The following is a 13,664-nucleotide window of genomic DNA, read 5'->3' as shown; positions in this document are numbered from 1 at the left end:
CGTCCGGCGGCCCGGTTCGCTTCGCGCGAGCCGGGCCGTTTTCGTTGGGTAAGTAAGACGGTCGGCGGGACGCGCTTACGGCCGGCGCTGGCCTTGCCCCTGCCCCTGGGCCGGCCGCACCGCGGCAGGCGTGAACACGCTGCGCAGCCACGCGGCGAGCCGCGCGAAGACGTCGTACGGTTCCTCGACGAAGATCTCCGGCTTCAGCAGCCGCAGGTATTCCATGATCTGCTGCGCTTCCTGCTTCTGGAACGAACCGTGCGCGAGCCCGAGCCGCAGCAGCCCGCGCAGTTCGCCGAGCTTGTCGCGCGCGGTGCTGCCGACGCTCATCTCGCACGCGAGCTTGGCCTCGTAGATCCGCTGCCGCAGCGATTCCGCGAGCCGCCACGCAGGCGTCTGCATCAGTTCCTCGAGCGTCTGGATGTCCTGCGCCGCGCCCTTGATCTGCGACGCGAGCGGGTCGATTAGCGACGCGTCGCCCTGCGCTTCGGCGACGATCGCCTTCGCCCAGTCGCGGCACGCCTTCGCGAGTTCGTCGGGCGTCCATTCGGAGCGCGACGCGAAGCCGAAGCCGAATTCGCCGGCCTGCCGCATCAGGATCGCGACGACGTCCGGGAATTCCTTGTCGAGCGTGCGCTTGGCCCACGCGTACTGGCCGCCCTGCAGCATTCGCTGCACGGCGTGCTCGGTCAGCGGCACCATGTTGTCGAGCAGCTTCGCGCGCAGGAAATCCTCGAACGACGGCGTCGCGAATTGCGGGTCGAGTTTCAGCGACACGCGCACGAACGCGTCGTAGTCCTTGCGCAGGGACTCGAGCGTGTCGTCCTTGAGGGAAAGGGTGATCTGGCCCATGAATCGTCTCGATGGCGGCCCGCGCAAGCCGGCGCCGGCACGGCGCACCGGAGCGGGCGCAGCGTCGACTGACCGGTGCGCGCCGGGGCCGGTGGCGGGTCTTCCTCTCCTATATCGGCGCGCCGGGCGGAAACTTGAGCGCGCACGGTGGAGCGTGCGCTCAGGCCGGCGGCCAGTGCGGGAGGACGACCCCTTGCCACAGGAAGAACACGCCGAGCCCGACGGCGATCGTCACGAGCGGGCGGCGGGTCGCGGCCGACACGAGTACGGCCGCGAGCGCGCCGACGAGCTGCGGATTCCGCCACGTCAGTTCGGCCGTGCCGCCATGCGGCGAGACGGTCATCGGCACGATGATCGCGGTCAGCACGGTGACCGGCACGAAGCCGAGCGCGGTGCGCACGAGCGGCGGGAACGTCAGCCGCTCGCCGAACAGGAACAGCGTCGAGCGGATCGCGTACGTGATGACGGCCATGCCGAGGATCAACAGCGCGTAGCTCACGATGCGGCCTCCGGGCGAGAGCCGGCGCGCGTGCGATCGTGCCGCAGCGTGAGCACGACGCCGATCGCGACACCGGCGGCGACCGCGCCGAGCAGCCCGAGCTTGTACGGCCAGCCCTGCCAGAAGTACGCGAGCGTGCCGGCCGTGGCGGCCGCCGCGAAATAGCGCAGCGTGCCGAGCTGCGGGACGACGATCGCGATGAACGTCGCCGCCATCGCGAAATCGAGGCCGAGCGACTGCAGGCCGGGGAACGCCGTGCCGAAGCCGATGCCCGCGAGCGTCCAGACCTGCCAGTTCAGGTACATCGCGAGCCCGGAGCCGAAGAAGTAGTGGGGGCCGATCGTGCCGGGCGGGTGGTGCCGGTAGTGCCCGTAGGCGACCGCGAACACTTCGTCGGTCATCAGCGCGCCGAGCGTCGCGCGCCAGCGCAGCGGCAGGTGCGCGACATAGGGCGCGAGCGTCGCGCTGTACAGCAGGTGGCGCAGGTTCACGATCAGCGTCGTGGCAAGCACCACGACGAAGCTCGCGCTGCCGGCGATCAGGCCGAGTGCGATGAACTGCGCGGAGCCCGCGAACACGGCGAGCGACATCAGCGCGCCGTGCCATGCGGCGAGCGGGCCGGCGCCGACGAGCGTGCCGAAAATCACGCCGAACGGTGCGGCGCCGATCATCATCGGAATCGTGTCGCGCGCGCCGTCGAGCCATTCGTTGAGCGGGCGGCGCGGGGGCGATGCGGGTGTCTTGTTCAAGAAGCGCTCCTCCATGAGCGGGAGGATAGCGGGCCGCTGGCGGGCCGGCTTGTATGTTCTTGCGCTCGCCGAAGCGGGGCCGGTGCCCGAGCGAGGGCCGGAGCGAGTTGCAGCGTGGTGGCCGGCTGCGGGAAGCCGCGCGTCAGCTTGCCTGCCAGCGCCCGGGCGGCACGCCGAACATCCGTTTGAAATGCCGCGTGAAGTGGCTCTGGTCGACGAAGCCGCTGGCCGCCGCGACATCGGCGACCGGCACGCCCGCGCGCAGCGGCGCCAGCGCACGCTGCAGCCTCAACTGGTTGCGCCACGCATGCGGCGGCATGCCGGTCGTGCGCGTGAACAGGCGCGCCGCGTGAAACGGTGACAGGCCGGCTGCCTGTGCGACATCGTCGAGCGTCACCGTGCTCGTCAGATCGGCGGCGAGCCGCTCGCGCATCGCGTCGACGCGCGGTTCGTCGGCCGCGAGCGGCGCCGGTCGCGGCCGCGCGTCGGCGTGGCGCGCGATCAGCGTCGACAGCGCGTCGAGCATTGCCGTTTCGGCGGCGAGCGGATCGTACGGGCGCGGCACGCCGGCCGCCGGATCGCCGGCCGCCGGATCGTCTACCGGCTGCCCGGGCGCACGCGCATGCGCATGCGACGACAGCGCGCGCTCGCTGCCGGCTTCCAGCATCCGGTGCGCCCGCGTGAGCCGCGCCGCGAGATCGGCGTCGCGAATCACGCCGGGGGCGAACCACGGTGCATCGTGCGGGCGGCCCGCGATCGCACTCGCGAGTTCGCGGATGAATTCGACCGGCATGTAGCTGACGCGATAGCACCAGCCTTCGTCGGCGGCACGCGAGCCCGTATGCACTTCGCCGGGATTGATCACGGGCACGGTGCCTGTCTCGGCGACATAACCGGTGCCGCGATAGGTGAAGCGTTCCGCGCCTTCGAGAATCACCGGGATCGTGTACGCGTCGTGCCAGTGGGGCGCGAACGCGTGATCGCGGTAGGTGGCCGTGAGCAGATCCGCGTCCGGCACGAGCGGCGTGCGCCAGTAGCGTGCGGAATCGGGAAGGCGGGTGGCGGGCATGATCGGGCGCGGGAGCGGTCGAACCGACAGTGTATCGCTCGCGCGCCCGGCGGGTGCGGGCTTACTTGAGCGGAATCGTCGTGCCGGCCGGCATCGGCACCGCGGTGACGGCGTTCTTCGGGCTGCCGCTGACGATACGGTCGCTGTAGGTCAGGTAGACGATCGTGTTGCGTTTCTTGTCGACCACGCGCACGACGTGCAGCGTCTTGAAGATGAACGACATGCGTTCGCTGAACACGTCGGCCTGCTGCTTGAGCGGCTCCTTGAAGCTGATCGGGCCGACCTGCCGGCACGCGATCGACGCTTCGCTCGGATCCTCGGCGACGCCGAGCGTACCCTTGATGCCGCCGGTGCGGGCGCGCGACACGTAGCAGGTCACGCCGTTCACGACCGGATCGTCATAGGCCTCGACGACCACGCGGTCGGACCCCGTGACGCGGAAATGGGTGTTGACGCTGCCGACTTCCTCCGCGTGCGCGAGCGGTGCGGCGGCGAAGGCGGAGAGCAGGAGGGCGACGGGGGCGAAACGGAGGAGGCGATGCTTCATCGACGGAACCGGAGGATGCGAATGCGGGACAGAGACTCTAGCATGCGCATGGCCGGGCCACGAAAAGCAGAAAGACGGAACGGTGGCCGGAAAAACAAAAGGCCCGTCGAATGACGGGCCTTTCGCTATTTGGCTCCCCGACCTGGGCTCGAACCAGGGACCTACGGATTAACAGTCCGGCGCTCTACCGACTGAGCTATCGGGGAATAAATCGGTATATCTGCGTGTCGTGCTTTTCAACAAAAAACCCGTCCACTTTCAACGGGCCTTTGCGTTTTTGGCTCCCCGACCTGGGCTCGAACCAGGGACCTACGGATTAACAGTCCGGCGCTCTACCGACTGAGCTATCGGGGAACAAACAACAACAGCAGAGAAACGAGATTGTATGGAGTGTCCGCTAACCTGTCAATACTTTGGAGCCGCGACACATAAAAATTTTTTGCGGCCGCCGCGCGATCAGCGCTCGAGCAGGTGCAGCTTGTCCTGCACGTCCTTCCACTCGTCCGCGTCGGCGGGCGCCGGCTTGGTCTTCGTGATCGACGGCCAGTTCTTCGCCAGCTCGGCGTTCAGCTCGGTGAACTGCTGCTGGTCGCCCGGAACGTCTTCTTCGGCATAGATCGCATTGGTCGGGCATTCGGCGACGCACACGGCGCAGTCGATGCACTCGTCCGGATCGATGGCGAGAAAGTTGGGACCTTCACGGAAGCAATCCACCGGGCACACATCCACGCAATCCGTGTATTTGCACTTGATGCAGCCTTCGGTCACAACGTGAGTCATTAAAACGCTCCTGCTTGGCGGTATATGGGGTGGCGTTTGCGCCAAAAGCGGCATTGTAACTGAAGCGCAAAACCCGCATGTCGTGGTCGGCTATCCGGCTTATATCGTTTCGTGATTAGTTTATGGGGTGCGCAACGCGGACACACGCACCGGCGGCGCGAAGCGCGAGCCGGCGGGGCGGTTTCGCGATGGTCCGGCACGCATTCGGGTAACATGACCGACAGACCGGGCGGCGCGCGGTGCGCCGGGGCCGGTCACGATATTGGCGCTGCCGTCATCATGATCATCACTTCGCTGCTCGACACGGATCTCTACAAGTTCACGATGATGCAGGTCGTCCTGCATCACTTCCCCGCCGCAAACGTCGAATACCGTTTCCGGTGCCGCACGCCCGGCGTCGATCTCGTCCCGTACATCGACGAGATTCGCGACGAGGTGCGCGGCCTGTGCTCGCTGCGCTTTTCCGACGTCGAACTCGACTACCTGCGGCGGATGCGCTTCATCAAGAGCGACTTCGTCGATTTCCTCGCGCTGTTCCACCTGAACGAGAAGTACATCTCGATCACGCCGTCGCCGAAGGGCAACGGCGAGATCGACATCGTGATCGAGGGCCCGTGGCTGCATACGATCCTGTTCGAGATTCCGGTGCTCGCGATCGTCAACGAAGTCTATTTCCGCAACACGCAGCGCGAGCCCGACTATCGCGAAGGCCGCGAGCGGCTGCGCGAGAAGATCAAGCTGCTGGGCGCGAAGCCCGAATTCGCCGACTGCAAGATCGCCGACTACGGCACGCGCCGGCGCTTCTCGAAGGTCTGGCACGAGGAAGTCGCGCTCACGCTGCGCGACGGGCTCGGCCCGCAGTTCGCGGGCACGAGCAACGTGCTGTACGCGATGAAGCACGACATCACGCCGCTCGGCACGATGGCGCACGAATACCTGCAGGCGTGCCAGGCGCTGGGCCCGCGGCTGCGCGATTCGCAGATCTACGGCTTCGAGATGTGGGCGAAGGAATATCGCGGCGATCTCGGTATCGCGCTGTCGGACGTCTACGGCATGGACGCGTTCCTGAACGACTTCGACATGTACTTCTGCAAGCTGTTCGACGGCGCGCGCCACGATTCGGGCGATCCGTTCGACTGGGGCGAGCGGATGCTGCGCCATTACGAGGCGAACCGATGCGACCCGCGCACCAAGGTGCTCGTGTTCTCCGACGCGCTCGACATTCCGAAGGTCATGCAGCTGTACGAACGGTTCCGCGGCCGCTGCAAGCTCGCGTTCGGCGTCGGCACCAACCTCACCAACGATCTCGGCTACGTGCCGCTGCAGATCGTCATCAAGATGGTCCGCTGCAACGGCCAGCCGGTCGCGAAGCTGTCCGATTCGCCTGGCAAGAGCATGTGCGACGACAAGGCGTATCTCGCGTACCTGCGGCAGGTCTTCGGCATCGCGCAGCCGGTCGAGGAAGACGCGTCGAAGTAGGCTTTGGCCGTTCGGCCGAAGGTGCGTCGCGGCAGGGGCGGCCGGTATAATCCGACGTATTGCACGCCAACGTCACGAGGACCGTTCATGGACACTTCCGCTGCCCGTCGCCAGATCCTCGCGCGCATTCGCGCGGCGCAGGGGCGCGCGGCCGAACCCGATGCAGCGGAGCGCGACGGCGTCGCCGACTATCTCGCCCGTCATCCGCAGGGCCCGCGCCCGCCGGTGCCGGCCGATCTCGTCGCCGCTTTCGTCGACGAGGCGGCACGCCTGTCGACCACGGTCGACGAAGTCGCGACGCTGGCCGACGTGCCTGCCGCCGCCGCCCGTTATCTTGCCGCTCATGGTCTGCCGACGCAGGCCGTCGCATGGCGCACGCTGGCCGATTTCGACTGGGCCGGCGCCGGCCTGTCGGTCGAGTGCCGCAAGCCGCGCGACGGCGATCTCGTCGGCTTGACCGGCTGCTTTTGCGCGACCGCCGAAACGGGGTCGCTGGTGTTGCTGTCCGGCCCCGACACTTATGCATCGGCCGGCCTGCTCCCGGAAACCCACATCGCGATCGTGCCGGCGTCGCGCATCGTCGCCGGTCATGAAGACGCGTTCGCGCTGATTCGCGCGGAGCGCGGCGAGCTGCCGCGTGCGGTCAATTTCGTGTCGGGCCCGTCGCGCACGGGCGACATCGAGCAAACGATCATTCTGGGCGCGCACGGCCCGTACCGCGTGCACGCGATCGTCGTACGGGGCGCATGACGCACCCGCCGCATCCACCGCTACTCGAACAAGGAAGTTCTGCATGAAACGACATGCCGCCTGGGCGGGCATGGCGTCGGGAATCGCGCTTGGCGCCGCGCCCGCGCTCGCATCGGCCGCCACGCTCGACGGAGCCACGCTGTCCGCGCTCTGGGGCATCCCGTTCGCCGGGATCCTGCTGTCCATCGCGCTGTTCCCGCTCGTCGCCCCCGTGTTCTGGCATCACCACTTCGGCAAGATCGCAGCCGGCTGGGCGATCGTGTTCCTCGCGCCGTTCGCCGTCGCGTTCGGCGCCGGCGCCGCGTTCGGCACGCTCGTGCATGCGCTGCTCGAGGAATACATTCCGTTCATCGTGCTGCTCACCGCGCTCTACACGGTCGCGGGCGGCATCTGCGTGAACGGCAACCTGCATGGCTCGCCGAAGCTGAATACGGCGATCCTCGCGCTCGGCACGCTGCTCGCGAGCGTGATGGGCACGACGGGCGCCGCGATGCTGCTGATCCGGCCGCTGCTGCGCGCCAACGACAACCGCAAGCACGTCGTGCACGTGGTGATCTTCTTCATCTTCCTCGTCGCGAACGCGGGCGGCTCGCTGTCGCCGCTCGGCGATCCGCCGCTGTTCCTTGGCTTCCTGAACGGTGTGAGCTTTTTCTGGACGACCACGCATCTCGCGCTGCCGATGCTGTTCATCTGCGTGGTGCTGCTGACGCTGTTCTTCGCGCTCGATACGTACTTCTATCGGAAGGGCGGCGAGGAGCGGCCGGCCGCGCTCGATCCGACGCCCGACGGCGCGGCGCTGTCGATCGACGGCAAGATCAACTTCGTGCTGCTGGCGGCCGTGATCGCACTCGTGCTGATGAGCGGCGTATGGAAGCCGGGCATCGCGTTCGACGTGTGGGGTACGCACGTCGCGCTGCAGAATCTCGTGCGCGACGTCGCGCTCGTGGTGGTGACGCTCGCGTCGCTCGCGCTGACGCCGCGTTCCGCACGTGAAGGCAACGCGTTCAACTGGGCACCGATCGAGGAGGTCGCGAAGCTGTTCGCGGGCATCTTCGTGACGATCGCGCCGGTGATCGTGATCCTGCGCGCGGGCGCGGACGGCGCGTTCGCGCAGATCGTCCATCTCGTCACGGGGGCCGACGGCAAGCCGATCGACGCGATGTACTTCTGGGCGACAGGCATCCTGTCGTCGTTCCTCGACAACGCGCCGACCTATCTCGTGTTCTTCAACCTCGCGGGCGGCGACGCGCAGACGCTGATGACGGCCGGTGCGTCGACGCTCGCCGCGATTTCCGCCGGTGCGGTGTTCATGGGCGCGAACAGTTACATCGGCAACGCGCCGAACTTCATGGTGAAGGCGATCGCCGAATCGCGCGGCGTGAAGATGCCGAGCTTCTTCGCGTACCTCGGCTGGGCGCTCGTTATCCTGGTGCCCGTGTTCCTGCTGACGTCGCTGATTTTCTTCCCGGCGTAACCTGACGACTTTCAACCAAGCGCGGGCAGTCCCGGCGGCGCGATGCGCGCCGCGATCGGCCCGCGGCATGCGGAGATGGCGATGCAGAAGATCCTGGTCGCGCGTCCGATCTTTCCGGACGTGATCGAACGGCTCAAGCAGTATTTCGACGTTGACTGGAACGATGGCGACGCGCTCGCACCCGACGCGCTCGCCGCGCGCCTGGCCGACAAGGACGGCGCGCTGACGGCCGGCGACCCGGTCGGCGCGGCGACGCTCGCGGCGGCGCCGCGCCTGCGCGTCGTGGCGAACATGGCGGTCGGCTACAACAACTTCGACATGGCCGCGTTCAACGCGGCGAACGTGCTCGGCACCAACACGCCTGACGTGCTGAACGAATCGACCGCCGATTTCGGCTGGGCGCTGATGATGGCCGCCGCGCGCCGGATCGCCGAATCCGAGCACTGGCTGCGCGCCGGTCACTGGCAGAAGTGGGCGTACGACGGTTTCCTCGGCGCCGACATTTACGGCTCGACGCTCGGCGTCATCGGCATGGGCCGCATCGGGCAGGCGCTCGCGCGCCGTGCGCGCGGCTTCGGGATGCAGGTGATCTATCACAACCGGTCGCGGGTCGCGCCCGAGATCGAGGCCGAGCTGAATGCCGAATACGTGTCGAAGGAGGCGCTGCTCGCGCGCGCCGACCATGTCGTGCTCGTGCTGCCATATACGAAGGAGAACCATCACACGATCGGCGCGGCCGAGCTCGCGAAGATGAAACCGACGGCGACGCTGACCAACATCGCACGCGGCGGGATCGTCGACGATGCGGCGCTGGCCGCCGCGCTGCGCGACGGGACGATCGCCGCGGCGGGCCTCGACGTGTACGAAGGCGAGCCGACCGTGCATCCGGCGCTGCTCGAGGTGCCGAACGTCGTGCTGACGCCGCATATCGCGAGCGCGACCGAAAAGACCCGCCGCGCGATGGCGAATCTCGCCGCCGACAACCTGATCGCCGCGCTGGGCGAGGGGCCGCGCGCGGGGCAGCCGCCGAATCCGATCAACCCTGACGTGATCGGGAAGCCGCGCGCATGACGATGACGTTGTTGCTTGCGGCGGTCGTCGTGCTGGCCGTCGCGCTCGCGGTGGCGATCGTCGCGCTCGTGCGCGGCGGCCGCCACGACGATGCGGCCGTGCTCGGCGATCAGATCGAGGATGCCGCGCATGCGCAGGCGCGTGCCGTCGAGCGGCTCGAACGCGAATTGCGCGGCGAGATCGTCGAAAACGCGCGCGGCTCGCGTACCGAGCTGGCCGGCAGCTTCGCCCAGTTGCAGCAGACGCTCGCCGCGCAACTGACGAGCGTGGCGACCGTGCAGAACAACCAGATCGAGGGCTTCGCGCAGCAGCTCGGCAAGCTCGTCGCCGGCAATGCGCAGCAGTTCGACGCGATGCGCGAGAGCCTGCAGCGGCAGGCGCAGCAGGCGCGCGAGGAACAGACGGGCGCGCTGCGGCTGTTCGGCGACACGCTGCACCGGCAGCTCACACAACTGACCGAGGCGAACGATCGCCGCATCGGCGAGGTGCGCGCGACGCTCGAACAGCGGCTGAAGGAAATCGAGACGAACAACGCGGCGAAGCTCGAGGAGATGCGCCGCACCGTCGACGAGAAGCTGCACGCGACGCTCGAGCAGCGGCTGGGCGAATCGTTCAAGCTCGTGTCGGACCGGCTCGAACAGGTCCATCGCGGGCTCGGCGAGATGCAGACGCTCGCGGCCGGCGTCGGCGACCTGAAAAAGGTGCTGACCAACGTGAAGACGCGCGGCACCTGGGGCGAAGTGCAGCTCGCGGCGCTGCTCGAACAGATGCTCACGCCCGACCAGTACGCGAAGAACGTCGCGACGGTGCCGAAGAGCACCGAGCGCGTCGAATTCGCGATCCGGTTGCCGGGGCGCGAAGCCGGCACGCGCGACGCGCCGCCGGTGTGGCTGCCGATCGACGCGAAATTCCCGCGCGAAGACTACGAGCGGCTGATCGACGCGCAGGAGCGTGCCGACGCGGTGGCCGTCGAGGAAGCGGCGCGTGCGCTCGAGGCGCGGGTGCGGATGGAGGCGCGCACGATCGCCGAGAAGTACGTCGCGCCGCCGCACACGACCGATTTCGCGCTGCTGTTCCTGCCGACCGAGGGGCTCTATGCGGAGATCCTGCGCCGCCCGGGGCTGACCGACCTGCTGCAGCGCGACTATCGCGTGACGGTCGCCGGGCCGACCACGCTGACCGCATTGCTGAACAGCCTGCAGATGGGGTTCCGCACGCTCGCGATCGAGCAGCGCTCGAGCGAGGTATGGCAGGTGCTCGGCGCGGTCAAGACCGAGTTCGGCAAGTTCGGAGACGTGCTCGCGCGCACGAAGGCGCAGCTCGAAACGGTCACGCGCTCGATCGAGTCCGCCGAGCAGCGCACGCGTGTGATGAGCCGCAAGCTGAAGCAGGTCGAGGCGCTGCCGGGAGAGACGGCGGCCGGGCTGCTCGGCGCGGAAGGGGCCGACGGCGCCGATGCGGACGACGCGTGACGCACGTCGTCGATAGCCGTCGGATAGAGAAAACGGGCGCTGCGGCGCCCGTTTTCCTTTGCGGCGATCGCCGGCGCGGCCGGCTCGCGCTCAATGCGCGGCGAGCGTGTCGAGCGCGTCGCCCGTCACGCGAACGATGCGCCACTCCGGCAGCACGGTCGCGCCCATCTTCTCGTAGAAATCGATCGCCGGCTGGTTCCAGTCGAGGACCGACCATTCGAAGCGCCCGCAGCGGCGCTCGACGGCGAGCGCCGCGAGATGACGCAGCATCGCGGTGCCCAGGCCCGTGCCGCGCTGCGACGGCTGCACGTACAGATCCTCGAGATAGAGCCCGCGGCGGCCGAGGAACGTCGAATAGTTGTGGAAGAACAGCGCGTACGCGACGATCGCGCCGTCGCGCTCGGCAACCAGCGCTTCGGCGGCCGGGCGCTCGCCGAACAGCGCGTCGGCCAGATCGGCTTCGGTCGCGACGAACAGCGCCGTGAGCTGCTCGAACTCGGCCAGCTCGCGCATCAGCGCGAGGATCGCGCCGACGTCGCGCGGGTCGGCCGCGCGGATCAGCGGCGTGCCGCTCACGCTTCCTCCGGCGGATCGGACAGCACGATCTCGATGCCGCCGAAGCGCGACGCGACCCAGTTGTACGCGTGGCACGCGATCCACAGCAGCACGAAGCCGAGGATCGCGTTCAGCAGCAGCGCGCTCAGGATCGTGCTCAGTTCGACCATCCCGTAGCGGATGTACGCGACGAGAATGCCGAGCAGCACGATCGGTACGCTGAACGTCAGGTAGACGAGAATCAGCGCCTTCGCGGTCTGCCCCGCGGCGATCGACGAGATTTGTTTCTTCATGTGCGAATTGCCCCCGTAGAAATATACCGATAGTGGAATTCAGATCAGGCCGTCGAGCGGCAGGATGTCGACCGGGGCGCCCGCGTCGACTGCCGCGGTATCGTGGCCCAGGACGATGAAACAGTTGGCGGCGGCAAGACCGCTCAGCGACGCGGAGCTTTGCGATCCGGCCGGCGCGACGTGCCATTGGCCGTCGGCGGCGCGCGTCGCGATGCCGCGCAGGTATTCGGTGCGGCCGGGACGCGTCTTCAACGGCTGCGTGCTGCGTGCCGTGTACATGGCCGGCGGTGGCGTCCGTGCGCCGGCCAGCGTCAGCAGCGCGGGGCGCACGATTGCGTGGAACGTCACGGCGGATGCGACAGGATTGCCGGGCAACCCGAAGAACAGCGCGTGTCCGGCGCCGTCGGCCGCGCGTGCGAGCGTGCCGCATGCGAGCGGCCGGCCGGGCCGCAGCGCGAGGCTCGCGAACGTCACGTCGCCGAGCCGCGCCATCACGTCGCGCGTGAAGTCGGCTTCGCCGACCGACACGCCACCCGACGTGATGACCGCATCGGCCTGCGCGGCGACGGCGTCGCGCAACGCGGCTTCGAGCGCGGCCGGGTCGTCCCGGACGATCCCGAGGTCGATCGCGTCCACGTGCAGCCGTTCGAGCATCGCGATCAGCATCCCGCGATTGCTGTCGTACAGCGCGCCGCGGCCGAGCGGTTCGCCGGGCTCGCGCAACTCGTCGCCGGTCGAGAACACGGCGACGCGCACGCGCCGGCGCACCGTGACGTCGGTGATGCCGAACGACGCGAGCAGGCCGAGATCGGACGGCCGCAGGATGCGGCCCGCGGCGAGCGCACAGGCGCCGCGTGCGAGATCCTCGCCGGCCTGGCGGCGGTTCGCGCCGCGTGCGACGTCGTGCGCGGCGAAGCGGATCGTGTCGCCATCGACACGCACGCGTTCCTGCGGAATCACCGTGTCGCATCCGGCCGGCATCGGCGCGCCCGTCATGATGCGCACGCATGCGCCGGCCGCCACGGCGCCGTCGAACGGATGACCGGCGAACGCGCTGCCGGCGACCGCCATCGCGACCTCGCCCTGCGGCGCCGCGAGCGCCGCGCTGCCGCCGTCGAACGCATAGCCGTCCATGGCCGAGTTGTCGTACGCGGGAATGTCGAACGGCGCGCGTACGTCGGCCGCGAGCACGCGGTCGAGCGCATCGCGCAGTGCCACCGTGTCGCACGCGTCGACGGGCGTCGCGAAGCGGCACGCGAGCGCCTGCGCGTCGGCGAGCGACAGCGGGGCGTCGGGGTCGGGTGCGGTTCGGGAGGCGGGCGAGGATTGCGTGATCATCAGTCGGACTGCGCCGCGAGGCGTATCGGGTTCGTGGCCGGTGGCGCGAGGAGGGTGCCTGGGCGCGGGTGTCGCGTGTGGCGGGCGCCGGGCGGGAACGGCACGGGGCCGTCAGCGGCGGGCCAGCGCGGCGAGTTCCTGCCAGGAGTTGGCATTGTAAAACGCACGCTCGTCGCGAAACTCGACTTCGACCGTCTTGTGGCGTGCGTACCACGCACGCACCTTGCGGTCGCCGGCCGCGAGCCGGGTGGCCAGATCGTCGGCCAGCGACGTGCGCAGCAGCGCGAACGTCGGCTGCGGCGAGCGCATCCGCTGCGCGTCGACGGTGACCGCCATCGCGATGTCGGCCTGCTGCGCGTCGAGCGCCGCATGCAGCCGTGCGACGAGGTCGGCGGGCAGATAGGGCGTGTCGCACGGCGAGCACGCGACCAGCGGCGCGCGCGCCGCTCGCATGCCGGCGAGCAGGCCTGCGAGCGGCCCGGGGAAGTCGGGGGTTTCATCCGCGACGATGCGCGCGTCGAACGGCGCACCGAGTTCGGCATAGCGATCGGCATGACGATTCGCGCTGATCAGCGTCTCGTCGACCTGCGGCGACAGCCGGCGCAACACGTGCAGCGCGAGCGGCGTACCGTCGAGCAGTTGCAGGCCCTTGTCGACTCCGCCCATGCGCGTGGCGCGTCCGCCCGCAAGCAGCAGGCCGGCGATCGACGTGGAGGCGGGAGCGGGCATCGTGCGA

The 13,664-nt window shown here is 68.7% G+C and carries 15 protein-coding genes and 2 tRNA genes; 5 read left to right on the top strand and 12 right to left on the bottom strand.

Features of this window, described 5'->3' with window-relative positions:
- Positions 1-75: 75 nt before the first annotated feature.
- The 8 genes from LGM42_RS15570 to fdxA form a co-directional block, all read right to left on the bottom strand.
- Positions 76-852, bottom strand: a complete 777-nt coding sequence (locus tag LGM42_RS15570; RefSeq protein ID WP_059574031.1) for a DUF4088 family protein — start codon at positions 850-852, stop codon at positions 76-78.
- Positions 853-1,012: 160 nt separating this feature from the next.
- Positions 1,013-1,351 (bottom strand): AzlD domain-containing protein, encoded by a 339-nt coding sequence (locus tag LGM42_RS15565; protein WP_059574030.1) that lies wholly within the window; start codon positions 1,349-1,351, stop codon positions 1,013-1,015.
- Positions 1,348-2,115 carry an AzlC family ABC transporter permease gene (locus LGM42_RS15560; RefSeq protein ID WP_226232622.1) on the bottom strand — a complete coding sequence of 256 codons (768 nt, stop codon included), beginning with the start codon at positions 2,113-2,115 and terminating at the stop codon, positions 1,348-1,350. Before LGM42_RS15560 ends, LGM42_RS15565 begins: the two co-directional genes overlap by 4 nt.
- Positions 2,116-2,242: 127 nt before the next feature.
- Positions 2,243-3,169: an AraC family transcriptional regulator gene (locus tag LGM42_RS15555; RefSeq protein ID WP_226232621.1), complete on the bottom strand. Its 927-nt coding sequence runs from the start codon at positions 3,167-3,169 to the stop codon at positions 2,243-2,245.
- 61 nt (positions 3,170-3,230) lie between these two features.
- Positions 3,231-3,716 carry a CreA family protein gene (locus tag LGM42_RS15550; RefSeq protein WP_059574027.1) on the bottom strand — a complete coding sequence of 162 codons (486 nt, stop codon included), beginning with the start codon at positions 3,714-3,716 and terminating at the stop codon, positions 3,231-3,233.
- A gap of 130 nt (positions 3,717-3,846) precedes the next feature.
- Positions 3,847-3,922 (bottom strand) — tRNA-Asn (locus LGM42_RS15545).
- Positions 3,923-3,994: 72 nt separating this feature from the next.
- Positions 3,995-4,070 (bottom strand) — tRNA-Asn (locus tag LGM42_RS15540).
- Between the two features lie 102 nt (positions 4,071-4,172).
- Positions 4,173-4,496 carry a ferredoxin FdxA gene (fdxA, locus tag LGM42_RS15535; protein WP_011544919.1) on the bottom strand — a complete coding sequence of 108 codons (324 nt, stop codon included), beginning with the start codon at positions 4,494-4,496 and terminating at the stop codon, positions 4,173-4,175.
- A gap of 279 nt (positions 4,497-4,775) precedes the next feature.
- Between fdxA and pncB the strand changes: the two genes are divergently transcribed.
- The 5 genes from pncB (at position 4,776) to rmuC (ending at position 10,742) form a co-directional block, all read left to right on the top strand.
- Positions 4,776-5,975, top strand: a complete 1,200-nt coding sequence (pncB, locus tag LGM42_RS15530; protein ID WP_059836733.1) for a nicotinate phosphoribosyltransferase — start codon at positions 4,776-4,778, stop codon at positions 5,973-5,975.
- An 87-nt stretch (positions 5,976-6,062) separates the two neighbouring features.
- Complete coding sequence (locus tag LGM42_RS15525; RefSeq protein WP_226232620.1) at positions 6,063-6,725, top strand: LutC/YkgG family protein; 663 nt, start codon at positions 6,063-6,065, stop codon at positions 6,723-6,725.
- Between the two features lie 43 nt (positions 6,726-6,768).
- Positions 6,769-8,199 (top strand): sodium:proton antiporter, encoded by a 1,431-nt coding sequence (locus LGM42_RS15520; RefSeq protein ID WP_226232619.1) that lies wholly within the window; start codon positions 6,769-6,771, stop codon positions 8,197-8,199.
- An 81-nt stretch (positions 8,200-8,280) separates the two neighbouring features.
- On the top strand, positions 8,281-9,270 hold the full coding sequence (locus tag LGM42_RS15515) for a 2-hydroxyacid dehydrogenase (RefSeq protein WP_059638337.1): 990 nt from the start codon (positions 8,281-8,283) through the stop codon (positions 9,268-9,270).
- Positions 9,267-10,742: a DNA recombination protein RmuC gene (gene rmuC / locus LGM42_RS15510; protein WP_226232618.1), complete on the top strand. Its 1,476-nt coding sequence runs from the start codon at positions 9,267-9,269 to the stop codon at positions 10,740-10,742. Before LGM42_RS15515 ends, rmuC begins: the two co-directional genes overlap by 4 nt.
- A gap of 90 nt (positions 10,743-10,832) precedes the next feature.
- Here rmuC and LGM42_RS15505 read toward each other — a convergent pair whose 3' ends face one another.
- From LGM42_RS15505 to mobA, 4 genes are all read right to left on the bottom strand, one after another.
- Positions 10,833-11,318, bottom strand: a complete 486-nt coding sequence (locus LGM42_RS15505; protein ID WP_089464629.1) for a GNAT family N-acetyltransferase — start codon at positions 11,316-11,318, stop codon at positions 10,833-10,835.
- Positions 11,315-11,590, bottom strand: coding sequence for a hypothetical protein (locus LGM42_RS15500; RefSeq protein ID WP_006476519.1), 276 nt, complete (start codon positions 11,588-11,590; stop codon positions 11,315-11,317). The genes LGM42_RS15505 and LGM42_RS15500 overlap by 4 nt, the downstream gene beginning before the upstream one ends.
- Before the next feature lie 39 nt (positions 11,591-11,629).
- Positions 11,630-12,928, bottom strand: a complete 1,299-nt coding sequence (gene glp, locus LGM42_RS15495; protein ID WP_226232617.1) for a gephyrin-like molybdotransferase Glp — start codon at positions 12,926-12,928, stop codon at positions 11,630-11,632.
- A gap of 111 nt (positions 12,929-13,039) precedes the next feature.
- The gene (mobA, locus tag LGM42_RS15490) at positions 13,040-13,657 is read right to left on the bottom strand and encodes a molybdenum cofactor guanylyltransferase MobA (RefSeq protein ID WP_059574020.1); all 618 of its coding nucleotides are present in this window, start codon (positions 13,655-13,657) and stop codon (positions 13,040-13,042) included.
- Positions 13,658-13,664: the final 7 nt, after the last annotated feature.

The organism is Burkholderia sp. AU39826 (assembly GCF_020419965.1).
GTDB classification, from domain to species: Bacteria; Pseudomonadota; Gammaproteobacteria; order Burkholderiales; family Burkholderiaceae; genus Burkholderia; species Burkholderia semiarida.
Note: the sequence above shows the minus strand (reverse complement) of the source record. Positions and strands in the feature narration are given on the sequence as shown.